General features: G+C 69.3%; 15 protein-coding genes and 4 tRNA genes. 5 read left to right on the top strand and 14 right to left on the bottom strand.

Annotated elements, in window-relative coordinates; genetic code table 11:
* Positions 1-582, bottom strand: a complete 582-nt coding sequence (locus tag AC5Y4Q_RS17440) for a DUF3000 domain-containing protein (protein WP_019739183.1) — start codon at positions 580-582, stop codon at positions 1-3.
* Between the two features lie 187 nt (positions 583-769).
* On the opposite strand from AC5Y4Q_RS17440, the gene hemE reads away from it, so the two are divergent.
* The 3 genes from hemE to hemQ are packed head-to-tail and all read left to right on the top strand — an operon-like array spanning position 770 to position 3,926.
* Positions 770-1,831 carry a uroporphyrinogen decarboxylase gene (gene hemE / locus AC5Y4Q_RS17445; RefSeq protein WP_064921536.1) on the top strand — a complete coding sequence of 354 codons (1,062 nt, stop codon included), beginning with the start codon at positions 770-772 and terminating at the stop codon, positions 1,829-1,831.
* On the top strand, positions 1,825-3,189 hold the full coding sequence (locus tag AC5Y4Q_RS17450) for a protoporphyrinogen oxidase (protein ID WP_064921544.1): 1,365 nt from the start codon (positions 1,825-1,827) through the stop codon (positions 3,187-3,189). The genes hemE and AC5Y4Q_RS17450 overlap by 7 nt, the downstream gene beginning before the upstream one ends.
* Positions 3,190-3,224: 35 nt before the next feature.
* On the top strand, positions 3,225-3,926 hold the full coding sequence (hemQ, locus tag AC5Y4Q_RS17455; RefSeq protein ID WP_064921537.1) for a hydrogen peroxide-dependent heme synthase: 702 nt from the start codon (positions 3,225-3,227) through the stop codon (positions 3,924-3,926).
* 111 nt (positions 3,927-4,037) lie between these two features.
* On the opposite strand, the gene msrB is transcribed toward hemQ, so the two are convergent.
* Genes msrB through AC5Y4Q_RS17475 form a run of 4 tightly spaced genes read right to left on the bottom strand, consistent with a single transcriptional unit; the run spans position 4,038 to position 8,131 of the window.
* Entirely contained in the window at positions 4,038-4,448 is a 411-nt protein-coding gene (gene msrB / locus AC5Y4Q_RS17460; RefSeq protein ID WP_064921538.1) for a peptide-methionine (R)-S-oxide reductase MsrB, read from the bottom strand.
* Positions 4,445-5,755: an arabinofuranan 3-O-arabinosyltransferase gene (aftC, locus tag AC5Y4Q_RS17465; RefSeq protein WP_064921539.1), complete on the bottom strand. Its 1,311-nt coding sequence runs from the start codon at positions 5,753-5,755 to the stop codon at positions 4,445-4,447. Before aftC ends, msrB begins: the two co-directional genes overlap by 4 nt.
* Positions 5,756-5,778: 23 nt before the next feature.
* A complete protein-coding gene (locus AC5Y4Q_RS17470; protein WP_064921540.1) occupies positions 5,779-7,338 on the bottom strand; it encodes an alpha/beta fold hydrolase in 1,560 nt (519 codons plus the stop codon).
* 10 nt (positions 7,339-7,348) lie between these two features.
* On the bottom strand, positions 7,349-8,131 hold the full coding sequence (locus tag AC5Y4Q_RS17475; RefSeq protein ID WP_064921545.1) for a pyrimidine reductase family protein: 783 nt from the start codon (positions 8,129-8,131) through the stop codon (positions 7,349-7,351).
* On the opposite strand from AC5Y4Q_RS17475, the gene zapE reads away from it, so the two are divergent.
* On the top strand, positions 8,130-9,212 hold the full coding sequence (gene zapE, locus AC5Y4Q_RS17480; protein ID WP_064921541.1) for a cell division protein ZapE: 1,083 nt from the start codon (positions 8,130-8,132) through the stop codon (positions 9,210-9,212). The genes AC5Y4Q_RS17475 and zapE overlap by 2 nt on opposite strands.
* Positions 9,213-9,269: 57 nt before the next feature.
* On the opposite strand, the gene AC5Y4Q_RS17485 is transcribed toward zapE, so the two are convergent.
* The 6 genes from AC5Y4Q_RS17485 to AC5Y4Q_RS17510 all read right to left on the bottom strand — a co-directional run bounded on the left by AC5Y4Q_RS17485 (position 9,270) and on the right by AC5Y4Q_RS17510 (position 11,889).
* Positions 9,270-9,803: a hypothetical protein gene (locus AC5Y4Q_RS17485; RefSeq protein ID WP_064920442.1), complete on the bottom strand. Its 534-nt coding sequence runs from the start codon at positions 9,801-9,803 to the stop codon at positions 9,270-9,272.
* A 74-nt stretch (positions 9,804-9,877) separates the two neighbouring features.
* Positions 9,878-10,624: a Clp protease N-terminal domain-containing protein gene (locus AC5Y4Q_RS17490; protein ID WP_064920432.1), complete on the bottom strand. Its 747-nt coding sequence runs from the start codon at positions 10,622-10,624 to the stop codon at positions 9,878-9,880.
* 64 nt (positions 10,625-10,688) lie between these two features.
* A complete protein-coding gene (locus AC5Y4Q_RS17495) occupies positions 10,689-11,246 on the bottom strand; it encodes a DUF4352 domain-containing protein (protein WP_234786560.1) in 558 nt (185 codons plus the stop codon).
* Positions 11,247-11,623: 377 nt separating this feature from the next.
* Positions 11,624-11,698: transfer RNA gene (locus AC5Y4Q_RS17500), tRNA-Val, on the bottom strand.
* A 17-nt stretch (positions 11,699-11,715) separates the two neighbouring features.
* Positions 11,716-11,786, bottom strand: a tRNA-Cys gene (locus tag AC5Y4Q_RS17505).
* A gap of 30 nt (positions 11,787-11,816) precedes the next feature.
* A tRNA-Gly gene (locus tag AC5Y4Q_RS17510) sits at positions 11,817-11,889 on the bottom strand.
* 159 nt (positions 11,890-12,048) lie between these two features.
* Here AC5Y4Q_RS17510 and AC5Y4Q_RS17515 point away from each other — a divergent pair.
* A tRNA-Val gene (locus AC5Y4Q_RS17515) sits at positions 12,049-12,120 on the top strand.
* Positions 12,121-12,344: 224 nt separating this feature from the next.
* On the opposite strand, the gene AC5Y4Q_RS17520 is transcribed toward AC5Y4Q_RS17515, so the two are convergent.
* The 3 genes from AC5Y4Q_RS17520 to AC5Y4Q_RS17530 all read right to left on the bottom strand — a co-directional run bounded on the left by AC5Y4Q_RS17520 (position 12,345) and on the right by AC5Y4Q_RS17530 (position 14,568).
* Positions 12,345-13,112 carry an esterase gene (locus tag AC5Y4Q_RS17520; RefSeq protein WP_125224616.1) on the bottom strand — a complete coding sequence of 256 codons (768 nt, stop codon included), beginning with the start codon at positions 13,110-13,112 and terminating at the stop codon, positions 12,345-12,347.
* An 82-nt stretch (positions 13,113-13,194) separates the two neighbouring features.
* Positions 13,195-13,815, bottom strand: a complete 621-nt coding sequence (locus AC5Y4Q_RS17525; RefSeq protein WP_064920440.1) for an antibiotic biosynthesis monooxygenase — start codon at positions 13,813-13,815, stop codon at positions 13,195-13,197.
* An 87-nt stretch (positions 13,816-13,902) separates the two neighbouring features.
* Positions 13,903-14,568 carry a DedA family protein gene (locus AC5Y4Q_RS17530; RefSeq protein WP_125224617.1) on the bottom strand — a complete coding sequence of 222 codons (666 nt, stop codon included), beginning with the start codon at positions 14,566-14,568 and terminating at the stop codon, positions 13,903-13,905.
* Positions 14,569-14,631: the final 63 nt, after the last annotated feature.

Below are 14,631 nucleotides of genomic sequence, written 5' to 3' on the forward strand. Positions count from 1 at the left end.
TCAGACGCGGGTTCGAGAGCTCAGGTCGGTGATCCCGACCGGCGGCAGGCCCGCAGCATGTTCGAGGACTTCGCAGAACGCCTGGACGTGGGCCCCCAATTCCGGGGTGGTCGCGGTCCAGGACGCGCGCAGCTCCAATTGGTGTCCGCGCGGCGGGCCGGAGATGTCGCCGTAGCGCACCGACGTGGTCGCGGTGACGGTCCCACCCAGCGCGGTGACGTGCTCGGTACGGGAACCCAGCGCCTCGACCAGCCAACTCCACGCGACCTCGGGCAGCAGCGGGTCGATCGCCTCCTGCGGATCCAAGTCGGCCTGAATGAACGCCACCAGCCGCATGGTGCCGTCCCAGGCGTCGGTGCCGTCCGGGTCGTAGAGCAGGATCAGCCGGCCGAACGCGTCGCCGTCGGAGTCCTCCGGGACGAAGTCGGTCTCGGGATGCTTGACCTCGGCGCCCAGCGCATAGCTGTAGGGCGCCAGCCGCTGCGGCGGCCGGATCGGGCCCAACTCGATCTCCGACCGCACCGTCGCGGCGTGCATGGTTGCCACCGCTTCGCGGAATGGGGCAGGCTCGGCTGATGTCACGGGTGCCGCTCCTTAACTCATCGCTGTGCCCCGCGTCGCCAGCGGCCGGCCCCCGGGTGCTCTTGCGCACCGCTGCGACGCGGGTCGCCGAATCTCACGCTAACCCCCGGCGCCGGTCCGCGCAGACAGGCGCGCCGAATCGGCGCCGTTCGGCCCGGGTAACCCGGTCGTGGCAGCATTGACCCCGATGAGTGCCCGTCGTGAGCTGCCCGAGTCGTCCTTTTTGGCCGCCGCTGCCGGCCGGCAACCCGCCCGGGTGCCGGTCTGGTTCATGCGGCAGGCCGGCCGGTCGCTGCCGGAATACCGAGCACTGCGCGCCCAGCACAGCATGCTGGCCGCCTGCTTCGATCCGGAGCTGGTCTGCGAGATCACCTTGCAGCCGGTGCGCCGCCACGGCGTGGACGCGGCGATCCTGTTCTCCGACATCGTGGTGCCGCTGCGGGGCGCCGGGGTGGACCTGGACATCGTGCCCGACGTCGGGCCGGTGATCGCCGACCCGGTACGCACCGCGGCCGACATCGCCGCCCTGCGCCCGCTGGACCCCGAGCGGGTGACGGCCGTCGCCGAAGCGGTGTCGCTGCTGGTGGGCGCGCTCGGCGACGTGCCGCTGATCGGTTTCGCCGGAGCGCCGTTCACGCTGGCGTCCTACCTGGTCGAGGGGGGACCAAGCCGGACCCATGCCCGCACCAAGGCGATGATGCTGGCCGAGCCGGGCAGCTGGCACGCGCTCATGACCCGGCTCACCGATCTGACCATCGCGTTTCTGACCGTGCAGCTCGACCACGGGGTGGACGCCATCCAACTGTTCGACTCGTGGGCCGGCACGCTGAGCGTGGCCGACTACCGCAGCTTCGTGCTGCCGCACAGCGCCCGGGTGTTCGCCACGCTGGCCGGCGCCGGCGTGCCGATGACCCATTTCGGGGTGCAGACCGCCGAGCTGCTGGGCGCCATGGCCGAAGCGATACGGCCGGCCCCCGCCGCTGTGGTGGGGGTGGACTGGCGGACCCGCCTGACCGATGCCGCCGCCCGGGTCGGTGCCGGCATCGCCTTGCAGGGCAACCTGGATCCGGCGGTGCTGTTGGCCGGCTGGCCGGTGACCGAACGCGCGGCCCGCGCCGTCGTCGCGGACGGCCGTGCCGCGGTGGCCGCCGGAGCGTCCGGGCATGTGTTCAACCTCGGGCACGGCGTGCTGCCGGAGTCGGACCCCGGCGTGCTCACCGAGCTGGTGTCGCTGGTCCATTCATTGTGACCACGTCGTATTGCGTTGTCGGAGGCGGTATCTCCGGTCTGGCCGCCGCCTATCGACTGCGCGCGACGCTCGGTGACGCGGTCGACATCACGGTGTTCGATCCGGCCGACCGGCTCGGCGGCGTGCTGCGCACCGAGACGATGGGCGGTATCGCCGTGGATGTGGGCGCGGAGGCGTTCATCGCGCGCCGGCCTGAGGTGCCCGCCCTGCTGGCCGAGCTGGGGCTGGCCGATCGCGAACGCACCACCACCGGGGTGCGGCCGCTGCTCTACCGCCGCCGGAAGCTGCATCCGTTGCCGCCGGGGACGCTCAGCGGAATCCCGTCCTCGCCGGGGTCGATGGCCGGGCTGGTCGACGAGGAGACCATCGCCCGCATCGCCGCCGAACCCACCCGCCCGCTGACGTTCGAACCCGGCAGCGATCCGACGCTGGGCACACTGGTGGCCGACCGGTTCGGCGAGCAGGTAGTGGCCTGCTCGGTGGACCCGCTGATCGGCGGCGTCTACGCCGGGTCGGCGGCGACGGTCGGGCTGCGCTCAGCGGTTCCGGGCCTGGCTGCCGCGCTGGACGACGGCGCCCCCAGCCTCACCGCGGCGGTGTTGCGGGCATTACCGACGACCACCGGCATACCGGTGTTCGGGGCGATCGCCGGCGGGTATCAGGTGCTGATCGACGCCCTGGTGCGCCGCAGCAGGCTGCGCTGGGTGCAGGCGGCGGTGACGCAGATCGACCCGGCCGGAGATGCGTGGCTGTTGCGGGACGCCGCCGGCGGCTACCACCGCGCCGACCGGCTGGTGATGGCGGTGCCCGCCCACGTGCTGGCCCGGCTGGCCACCGGGTTCGCCCCGCGTACTGCGGCGGCGGCCAGCCAGATCACCCATGCCTCGTCGGTGGTGGTGGCGCTGGCGGTGCCCGCCGGTGCGGGGTTCCCGGACAACTCCGGGGTACTGGTCGCGACCGGGGAACGGCTGAACGCCAAGGCGATCACCTTGACCTCACGCAAGTGGGACAGCTGGGGGTATGGCGGCAAGGTCGAAGTGCTGCGGTTGTCGTTCGGCCGGTTCGGTGACTCCCGCACCCGGGCCTCCGACCCGGAGCTGGTGGCGTGGGCGGTGGCCGACCTCGAGACCGTCTTCGGCGCAGTGGTGGACCCGCTGGACGTACGGGTCCAGCGTTGGCCTGCGGCGATGCCGCAATATCGTTCCGGGCACGCCGGCCTGATCGCCGCGCTGCGCGCCGGACTGCCCCCCACGGTGGCGGTCGCGGGCAACTACCTCGACGGCATCGGGGTGCCGGCCTGCGTCGCGGCGGCCGATCGTGCGGTGGCGGCCGTGACCAGCGCCACCCCGGCGCGCTAGAGCACTTTGCGGCGCGTCGTGGCAGCATATGGGCCATGGCGCACCTCGACTACGACAAGCTGAATTCCACCATCCGCTACGTGATGTTCTCGGTGTTCTCGGTTCGTCCCGGGGTGCTCGACGACGGCCCCGCCACCCGTGACGAGGTCGCCGACCAGGCTGCCACCTTCCTCAAGCAGCAGGAGGAGCGCGGCGTGGTGATCCGCGGCGTCTACGACGTCGCAGGCCTGCGCGCCGACGCCGACTTCATGATCTGGAGCCACGCCGAGCGGGTGGAGGACCTGCAGGCCACCTACGCCGGCTTCCGGCGCACCGCGCTGGGGCGGGCCTGCGAACCGGTGTGGAGCAGCGTCGCGTTGCACCGGCCGGCCGAGTTCAACCGCAGTCACGTCCCGGCGTTCATCGCCGGTGAACCGGCAGGCGCCTACGTCTGCGTGTACCCCTTCGTGCGGTCGCTCGAGTGGTATGTCCTACCCGAAGAGGACCGCCGCCGGATGCTGGCCGAGCACGGTATGGCGGCCCGGGAGTACAAGGATGTGCGGGCCAACACGGTGCCCGCGTTCGCGCTCGGGGATTACGAGTGGATTCTGGCGTTCGAGGCGCCCGAACTCGACCGGATCGTCGACCTGATGCGCGACCTGCGCAACACCGAGGCCCGGTTGCACGCCCGGGAGGAAACCCCGTTCTTCACCGGCCCCCGGGTCGAGGTCGAGCAGTTGGTGGCGTCGCTGCCGTAGCGGTCGTCGAGGCTGTTGTTGGTGTGGGAGAGAGCGAGTGGTGGCCACGGTAACTGTCCCCCGCAAGCGGGAGGTGTCCCCAGGCTCGGCGCTCAGGACGCGATGCGTTCGTCAGGACGACGCCGGGACCAGCCGCAGGCAGATTGAGTTGATGCAGTAGCGCTGGTCGGTCGGGGTGGGGTAGCCCTCGCCTTCGAACACGTGGCCCAGGTGGCTGTGGCAGGCCGCGCACAACACCTCGGTGCGACGCATCCCCAGCGAGTCATCCGGACGCAAGATCACCGCATCGGAATCCGCCGGGTCGAAGAACGACGGCCACCCGCAGTGCGACGGGAATTTCTCTGTGCTGCGGAACAATTCGGCGCCGCACGCCCGGCACTCGTAGACACCCTCGGTGGTGGTGTCGGTGTATTCGCCGGTGTTCGGCGGCTCGGTGCCGCCGCGGCGCAGCACCGCGAACTCCTCGGGGGTGAGTTTTTGGCGCCACTCGTCGTCGGTGAGGGTCACCTTGGGAGAGGTCATGCTTCCACGCTAGCCCGCTTCGGCTCGGCCGTCAGCCACGCCGGATCGATCCCGTCGTCGAGGCGGCCTTCCTGCCGGGCGTCGAGGTAGCGGTAGCACAGCACCGTGCAGATGACGATCAGCAGCAGCGACCAGCCGTAGGTGATCTTGAGGTAGTCCAGTGGCCGCCCGATGTTCATCCACCGGAAGATCAGCCACTTGTCCAGGGTCATGAACCCGTAGACGCCCAGCCAGGCCGGCCAGTTGCGCAGCACCGAGTTGGGCAGCACCACGGTCATCAGGAACGGGAACAGCACGATCGAGTAGTAGCCCTGGCCGAGCGACAGCACCAGGAACGACCACGTCAGCAGCACGCCGGAGGAGGTCAGCAGCCAGAACCGGGGGTCGCGGGTGCGGTAGTAGCGGTAGAGCAGCCACAGGCTCACTGCCGCGATCGCGGTGAACAACACCCGCATGAACAGGATCAAACCCGAGGGCAGGCCGAAGAAGACGCCGTTGCCCAGGATCGAGGAGTTGAAGTAGTCGCGGGTACCCATGATGTAGGGAACCGTGTGGGTGAAGTAGCTGGTCGGATCGCTGGCCAGCGGAAACGCGGCCAGGTTGAACAACACCGGGACCGTGATCGCCCCCACGAACGGGCGCCACTGCCGGCTCAGCAGCGGCAGCAACAGCAGCGGCGCCAGCACCGGCTTGACCACCAGGGTCAGCCCGATCGCGACACCGGCCCACCACTGGCGGCTCGGCCGGCCGTCCAGCACCCAGCGCAGGTAGAGCACCTCGGCCAGCAGGATGACGCCGTTGATGTTGGTGAACACCAATGTGCTGGACACGCTCTCGGTCAAAAACATCGCCGCCAGCAGCGCCGGGGCCGCCACCGAGGTCAGTCCGAATCCGAACATCCGCAGCAGGAGGTAGGCCGCGATCAGGATCGCGATCGTGTTGGTGGCGATGAAGGTGTACCGCGACAGCGTCTCGGGCAGATACCCGAACGGCGACATCAGCAGCGTGCCGCCGGGGGAGTACAGGTAGTGCGGGTCGACGTAGTCGAAGTGCTCGTTGTAGATGTCCAAGCCGTGCCGGAAGTTGAGCACCGCCCGGTAGACCGGCTTGAAGTCATCGGTGATGTTGCCGTTCAGCGGCAGGATCACCGCGCGGTGAATCAACGACATGATGGCCACCGGCCACAGCACCGAACGCAGCACGGTCGCGGTGCTCGGTGCGCTGGTGGGTGGCCGAAATGCGGCCAGCAGGGCGGTGCCTGCCCGGTTTGCAAGGGAGTCGGCTGCCGTCACCAGCGCACCGTACACCGAACGGGTGCGCCAGCCCCAGCTCAGGCCGGGCAGTAGACGTCGGTGTCGGGCAGCTTGCCGCTGTCGAGGTAACTGATCAGCGGCGGCAGGGTGCACGAGGAGTACACGGTGGCGCCGTGCCCGATGCCCTGCCACATCACCCGCTTGCTGGCTGCGCCGGCGTTGATGACGGCCGCGGCGGTGGCCGCCACGCCCTCTTCTCCGACGATCGGGTCGTTTTGTACCCCGAACAGCAGCACGTCGATGGTGAGGTCTTTCGGCGGCTCCGGGGTGGCGCTGCTGGGCCAGCTCAGGCACTGCGCCATGTCGAGGGCGCCGACGGCGCCGAACTGCGGGTACTCCTTGCCCCAGGCCACCACCAGCTCCCGGACCCGGTCGGGGGTAGGCCGGTTGAGTGCGTCGGCGCAGGAGTTGATGAAGTGGCCGTCGCCGCCGACGATGCCCTGGGCGCGGTTGATCAGGTTGTTCAACAGATTGGGGTCACCGGTATGCGCGCTCGCCAGCGCCCGGGCCAATTCGTTGGTGCTGTTGACGCGGTCGCCGAGCGGATAGCCCAGGGCCGTGACGATGGCATGGGTCACCGCCGCCACCGAGGCGCCGCCCGGGCCGTGCCCGGACCGGGCGGAGTCCAGCACCGCGTCGACGACGCCCTTCGGGTCGGGGGCCAGGGCGCAGTTGACCGCGACACACTGCGCGGCGAACGCGTCGAAGGCCGCCTCTTGGCCCTTGATCCGCTGTTCGGCGGCGGCTTCGGCGGCCACCCCGAGCGGGATGGGGGAGTCCAGCGCCAGCCGGGCCACCTTGCCGGGATGGGATCCGGCGTAGGCCAGGGCGACCTGGGCTCCATTGCCGACCCCGATGAGCGCCAGCGCCGGCACATCCCAGATGCTGCGCAACCGTTCCAGGTCAGTAGCGGCGTGGGTGTTGTCGTAAGCGGACTCCCCGGGGGAGATGGAATCGGTGCAGTCGGTGGTGGCGGTCATCGCCACGGTGCCCAAGTTAGCCACCGGGTCGTCGCCGGGGGCGAACTGCGCCAGGTTCCACATCGCGTCGCGGTCACTGCGCTCGCGACAGTCCACCGGGCTCGACATCCCGGTGCCGCGCCGGTCCACGGCGACCACCGGGTGGCCGTTGAGCACGTCGGCACCGCCGCGGGCCAGCCAGGTCGGTAACTGCAGCGACGACGGCAGGTCCCAGCCGGTGGTGAAGACCACCGGCCCGGCGTCGGCGGGGGTCTGTACCGACCGGGCCCGCACCACACCGATGCTGATCGCCGAGGAGCCGCCGCCGAGCGGGTCGACGTCGGCGTCATAGCTGGCGCAGTCCAACCGCACCCCGGGGGTGGCGGGCACCGCGGCGTCGTTGAACACCCGTGCCGTGCAGTCATGCCAGGGCAGGTCGTTCTTGGGGACCTCGACCGCCGGTGGGCCGGCCTTGTCGGAGGTGGTCTCGGGCTGCCCCTGTGGCCCGGCGCCGGAGTCGGTGGCAAAGCGTGGGTTCGCGGCCAGCCCGGGCGCGCAGCCGGACAGCGCGAGAGCCACCGGCAGGGCGGCCGCGAGCGCGAACCTGGCAAGACTCATGCCTGTCACCTTATAGGCGGGCGCTTGTGACGTAGCGGCCGTAGAGGTAGCCGGATTCGTCGGTCAGCAGATGCGCGCAGTGCATCCGGGTGGCCACCTCGCCGGGGCCGGTGGCGATGCGGCGGGCCAGCCCCCCGACCAGGAAGGGGGCGACGGTCAGGCATAGCTCGTCGAGAAGATCGCGTTCGATCAGCGCGCCCAGCAGCATCGGGCCGCCCTCGGTGAGCACCCGATACTGCCCACGGGCGGCCAACGCGGACAGGATCGTTGCCTCATCGACCCGGTCCGGGTCACCGGCCGAGCAGTCCAGCACCTCCGCGCGCCCGGCCAGCCGTCGCCGCGTGTCGTCGGCCACCGCCGCGCTGGTCAACACCAACGGCGGCAGCTCGGTGTCGGTGAAGACCCGCAGGTCGCGATCCAGCTGCCCGGACCCGGTGACGATCGCCAGCCTGGGCACCTCGGACTGTCCGCGGTCGCGCCGGCGCAGACGCTCGGCGACGTTGAGCCGGGCGCCGCCGTAGTTCTCCACCCGGACCGTGCCCGCGCCGACCAGCACGACGTCGGCCAGCGCCCGCAGCAACATGAACAGGGTCCGGTCACCGGGACTGCCCAGCCCGCCGGACTTGCCGTCCATGGTGGCGCCGCCGTCGATGCTGCCGATGAAATTGGCCCGCACCCAGATGCGCGGCTGCTCGGGTTCGGGGTAGGCGTACAGCCGGGCCAGCTCGGCATCGTCGACGGGCCGCGCCGAGTCCAGCCGGGTGAAACCCGGGTCTGCGCTGAGGTCGGACATGGCCACGATTGCACCATGTGGCTACAGTTCCTGCGTGCCTAATCCCGCCGTCGACGGAATCGACCACCTGGTGGACCGGCATCCGGCCGTCTCACCGGAGCGGTTGATCGCGCAGCTCACGCCGCCGCCGACCTTCGCCGGGGCCAGCTTCGCCAGCTACCGGCCCGACCCGGCCGAGCCCACCCAGGCCGCGGCCGTGGTGGCCTGCACCGCGTTCTGCGCCCAGGCACTGGAGCGGCGGGCCGGGCGGCGCCGACTGTTCGGTAAGCGCGAAGTGCTGCCGGGGGTCGGGCTCTACCTCGACGGCGGATTCGGTGTCGGCAAGACCCACCTGCTGGCGTCGGTCTACCGCCAGATCACCGAGACCACCGAGGGGGCGCAGCCGCATCGCACGGCGTTCGCGACGTTCATGGAACTCACCCAGCTGGCCGGGGTGTTCGGGTTCACCGAGTGCATCGAGTTGCTCGGCGACTACACGGTGGTCTGCATCGATGAGTTCGAACTCGACGACCCGGGCAACACCACCCTGGTATCGCGGCTGCTGTCCGAGCTGGTGGCGCGCGGGGTCTCGATTGCCGCCACGTCGAACACCCTGCCCGAGCAGCTCGGAGAGGGGCGCTTCGCCGTGCAGGATTTTCTGCGCGAGATCCACGCTCTGGCAAGCATTTTCACTCCGGTACGGGTCGACGGCCCGGACTATCGGCATCGGGACCTGCCCCCGGCGCCGGAACCGCCGACGGACCAGCAGGTCGTGCAGCGCGCTGCGGCGCTGCCCGGTTCCACGTTGGACGACTTCGACGCGCTGTGCGCGCATCTGGCCACCATGCACCCGTCGCGGTATCTGACCCTGATCGAAGGTGTCACCGGAGTCTTTCTCACCGGCGCGCATCCCATCGACGATCAGAACGTGGCGCTGCGCCTGGTGGCGCTGACCGACCGGCTCTACGATGCCGGCACCCCGGTGGTGGCCTCCGGGGCGAAGCTGGACGACATTTTCAGTGCCGAGATGCTGGCCGGCGGCTACCGCAAGAAATACCTGCGGGCCACCTCCCGGCTGCTGGCGTTGAGCACCGGCGGTTAGCGAGGCTCCACGGAGGAGAGCCGAAGCTGGGCCGCCGTATCTAGCCCGGCGGTTAGCTCACAAATTCCACTGCGCCAGGCGCAGCCCGGTGTTGCGGGACAACATCACCACGTGGGTGACCAGGCCCCGGTAGACATCCCAGTAGACCCCGCCGCTGACGGTCGAGCCCTGCGGGGCGTTGGTCAATACCGCGTCCAGGGCGGTCGGGTCATCGGTGTGCTTGGACACGTAGGCATCGCCGCCGGGCGTGACACCGTCGAAGGTGGTCGAGGCCGCCATGATGTAGGGGTTGGGCACCGAGACCGGGTGGATCGTGATGTTCGCCCGCCACGGACCGCCCTGGGCGCGCCAGCGCGGCGTGCCGTTCTGGCCCCAGCCCGGCGGGATCTCGCTGGGCACCACGTCATGCACGGTCACATCGGCGACGATCGGGCCGAAGGCCTCGTCGGCGTACTGGATGCGCAGCGTGTCACCGAGACGGCCGATGGGCGCCTCCGGCGTGGTCGTGGGCGTGGCGTGTCCGGGGGCCGGGGCCACCACGGCCAACGCGGTGACGACGGAGGTGACGAGGGCCAGAATCCAGCGATGCATCATGTCCTTCTTCAGTTGCTTGTGGGCATGATGGCACATCACCGTTACCGGTGCACCAGCCTTGCTCGCGACGGTCAGTTCCCGGCGGTGGACCCGCCGGCCGTCGTGTTGGCGGCGATCGACTCCAGGGCATGCGCCAGGTCGGTTTCGACCCGTTCCCGGTCCACGCCGGCGCGGTGCAGCGGCCCGGTGTCGTCTTCGGCTTCCAGCAGGGCCAGCAGCAGGTGCTCGGTGCCGATGTAGTTGTGCCCGAGGCGAAGTGCGGTGCGGAACGTCAGCTCCAGGGCCTTGCGGGCCGGGCCGCTGAACGGAATCAACGCGGGCGGTTCACCCTCGCCGGGCGGCAGCGTGACGGCGGCCGCGACGGCGCCGGGGTCGATGTGCTGTGCGGTGAGCAAAGCGGTGGCCAGCGCGTCGGGATCCTGCAGCAGGCCCAGCACCAGGTGCTCCGCGGTGATCTCGGCGTTGCGCGCCCGGTGGGCGGCGTTCTGGGCCGCCACCACCGCATTGCGGGCCCGTGGCGTGAAACGCGCGAAGCCCTGTTCGGCGTCGAGGGTGGCAGCCTCGGGGCGCGGGACGAACCGCTTCTGCGCGGCCTGCTTGCTGACACCCATGCACTTGCCGATCTCCGTCCACGACGCGCCGGAACGGCGGGCCTGGTCGACGAAGTGCCCGATCAGGTGATCGGCGACCTCGCCGAGGTGCTCGGCGGCCAGCACCGCGTCGGTCAACTGCTCCAGGGGATTGTCGTGCACGCCGGTGATGGCGTTGATCAGGTCGTCGAGGCGGACGGATGGGGTGAGCGGAGTCGGATCGGCCATGCCGTCAACTGTAGGTTGACGATGGCGCGACGTCAACCGTTGGTTGACCACCTGAACGGTTCGGCTACGACAGCGACCATTCGCCGAAGTCGTAGGCGAACCCCGACGACGGCGCGTACTTGACCTTCGTCGGGGTGACGCCGTGCGGCAGCGCAAACACCACGCAGCCGATCGCCGATTCGCCCGGGGCGAGATGGAACACACCGGATTCGAAGTTGGTGCATTCGCTGACGTTGTTCAGATCCGCGGTGTAGCGCTGGCCGTCGGAACCGAACACCGAGACGTTGATGTTGACGTCGCCGTCGATGTCTGTTGTTCCGGGATCGGCGATCTTGAGCCGTGTCGCGATGTAGGTGGCGCCCGGGTCACCGCCGGCGGGGGTGACGGTCGCGGGGTTGATGACCCCTTCCAACGTGACGGAGATGGTGCTGCCGTCGGCGCGGGTCAGCGTCAGCGTGTCGCCGATATGCCCGGTGGCTTTCGGTGCGGCCGAGCTGGTTTCGGTCGTGCTGGGGGTCTCGGTCGACGTCGGCGCCTTCGGCGATTCGGTGCGGGTCGTACACGCCGACGACGCACCGGCGGACAGCAGGGCCAATACCGACAGGACGACAACCGGTCTCATAGGGTCCACCTTTCGCTACCTTGCCAGCCTACGGGGGCGCTGCTGCCGATTGTGCTGCCCAGGCTCTGGGAATAGCAGCAGATCCGATTGCAACCGCAGGGCGTTCGAGCACCGAACCCAGCTGGTCCAGCACGGCCGTGACTGATAGGGAGAGCGGTTTTTTCTCGAACCAGAATTGTGTGCCGCACGACGACGAGTGTTTTCTGCGACGGAGCCGCCCTGCGGAGGTCAGGACTGCTCGCCAGGAGCGGCCGGCGGACGCCACGACACAACTGTGGCGAATTGCCTACTATTCGTGGACCTCCGGACCCACTATCCCCATCTGGCACGGGTCTGGAACGCGCCGGGTTGTTTGGCCATGAACTGCAGGTCAAACCTGGTGCGCGGTACTGGGATTGAACCAGCGACCTCTTCCGTGTCAGGGAAGCGCTCTCCCGCTGAGCTAACCGCGCTTAGAGCCAAGGAACGGAGGTGGAGACGGGAATCGAACCCGTGTGCACGGCTTTGCAGGCCGTTGCCTCACCACTCGGCCACTCCACCGCAAGGGGTTGATGCCACTTGACACCCTCGAGCGGATGACGGGATTCGAACCCGCGACCCTCACCTTGGCAAGGTGATGCGCTACCAACTGCGCTACATCCGCGTGCCACGAGCGAGATCGTCGCCCGTCGCGAAGCAGAACATTAGTCCAATGATGTGAGACAACACAACTTGGCCTGTCAGCTCGGCGAGTCGGGCGAAAATCGGCCTGCGCGTTGGGGCGCCGGGGACCGGGCGTGCTAGTGTTCGTCCTCGTTCATCCGGTCTCGTAGCTCAGGGGGAGAGCGTCCGCCTCACACGCGGAAGGTCGCTGGTTCGATCCCAGCCGGGACCACAAGGAAACCACCTCACGGCAGGTGGTTTTTCTGTTTCAGGCGACCCACCCCGGCCGGGATCTGACACGTCAAGGCCCGGGTCGCGAATCGAACGTCGTTTCTGGCGGTGCGGTATGCGTTCGCCGGAGCGACCGGATTGGGATCGCTCGGCCCACTGCCAACCTGGATCACCGGGCCGCCGCGACAGATCTCGCCGGCCCGGATCACTCGCACTGCGCAGGTCTCAGGCGATCATCGGGTCGATCGCCGACCGGGGCACCAGCACATGTACGGCCCCGGCCGAGGCGGGCAACAACACGCCCTGGTCGAAAAAGAAAATCACCCCGTCGTTGACCACCGCGAAATTCTGGTAGTTGGCCGGGTCGTACAGCGCGGCTTGCGCGAACGGCAACGGTGGTGGCGCCGTGGTGGACGTGGTCGTCGTCGACTGTTCCGGTTGTGCGGGCGACGGTGCCAACTGCTGCTGCAGCTCCGCCTGGACGATCGGGGCGACGGTCTTCAGCGGATCGTCCACCTGCCACAACGGCGCATGTTCTTTGTCGTCCGGGGCGGCCGCGTAGGTGATCGCCTTGCGGTAGGTCTGGTCCCAGTTGAACGCCTTGTACGTGGTCTGGGGCTGGGCCCCGCCGACGTTCTGGTTCACCGTGAACACCACCGCTTGGGTGCCGCGCGGGGGAATCGACGAGCCGTATTCCGTCGGCTTGATGCTCAACTCGTCCGGCGTGCTGCGAGGCGCGCCGGACTTGGCCGCGTTGAGGAACGCCTCGCGGGTCTGGGCGACGTACTCGGCGACCGGCTTCTGGTCGGGGTAGTTCAGCGGAATGCTGATGTCGACGCGGTAGCCGGGTTCGGAGAGCTGGATCTCACAGGTGCGGCCGGTATTGCCACCTTGGAGCTCGGCGCAGTAATCCTTCGGGGCCGCCACAGCCACGGGCACGCAACCGAACATGGCGCCAACCGTCACGACCACGGCCACGCTGAAAGACCGCATGGGTGAGACCTCCTAGCAAAGGCGGCACCGCGCCGCGACCAAAGATTAGCGTGCGGCCACCCCTACTACGGCTGACGAAGGGCTACACCATCTCCGGCACGTTCAAGTGCGCGATCGCCAGGTCGAACTCGGCGACCTCGAGCACCTCGGCGCCGGCGTCGTTGACGGCTTTGGCCCAGATCGCCTGCTCCCCGCTGCGGCTGGCCACCATCGCCGCGCGGTCGTCGAAGCTGATCGAAGACACCGCCCGCCCCGAGGGCCGGTCCACCAGCAAAGTGGTGCTGCAGAAGCCGTCGAGGTCGGCCATCTCGGGCATCAGCGCCAGCTTGTAGGTGTCGATCATCCGCTCGCACCGGGCCGGATCGGTCCGCAGCCAGGTGACCCGCACGCCGGCGTGGCGGCGGGACCGGTGATCACGGCGTGCCGCGGCGATCTCCCAACGGGTGATCTCGGCGGTGGCGTGGAAGATCTCCCTGGCGCGGTCGCACAGCTGCTGGGCGCTGTCCTCGCTGCCCCGCAGGGTGTCCTCGTCCAGCCATGAGGAGGTGATGATGCACCGGCCGGCGTCGCGGTCGACCAGCATGGACATTCCCGCGCAGCCGTCCTGGTCGGCCAGGGTCGGCATCACCACACTGCGGACATGGGTGATCCCCTCATCAAGGAAGGAAGGATGGGCGTGAATGGTGGTTGCGCGCGCGAACATGACGGCCTCCGGGTGATCGGTGGCGACGCCCCGGCGGCGCCGCCGGTCCCCCTCCACCATGCTCCGCCGACGGCGCGGCGACAACCCCTAGTCGGCGACTTCTTGAACGGCCTCGGCCTCGTGCTGATGCTGCGCTTCCAGCTCGGCGATCTGCGCACCGATGCGCCCCCGCAGCGCGATGGTGCCGATGACACCAGCGAGCACCGCGACCAGCAACGCGACCCAGGAGAACCGGGACAACCAGTGCTCAGCGGCCATCCCGGCGTAGTACACCAGGGCGGTGGTGCCGCCGGCCCAGCAGATCGCGCCGGTCACATTGGCGACAAGGAAATGTGAGTAGCGCATCTTCAACGCCCCGGCCAGCGGCCCGGCCAGGATGCGCAGCAGCGCGATGAACCGGCCGAAGAACACCGCACTGGTGCCCCAGCGGGCGAACAACCGTTCCGCGTAGGCGACGTGGCCGGGACCGAAGTGGCTGGGGAACCGCCGGCCCAGACGATCGAAGAGCGGCATGCCGAAGCGCCGCCCGATCGAATATCCGATCGAGTCGCCGATCACCGCGCCGACCACGGCCGCCACCGCGACCCCGGCCGGGTCCACCGCCAGGTCGTGGCGCGACGACAGCAGCGCGGCTCCGACCAGCATGACTTCGCCGGGCAACGGGATGCCCAGGCTCTCGATCCCGATCACCCCGCCGACGAGCAAATAGACCGCCAGGGGCGGGATCGACTGCAGTAGGACATCCACCGACATGCGGCCAAGCATGCCTGACGCTGACCGGATGCGCCTGCCCGCACCGTCGGCGGGCCAATATGC

This window comes from Mycobacterium sp. NGS16 (assembly GCF_059813225.1).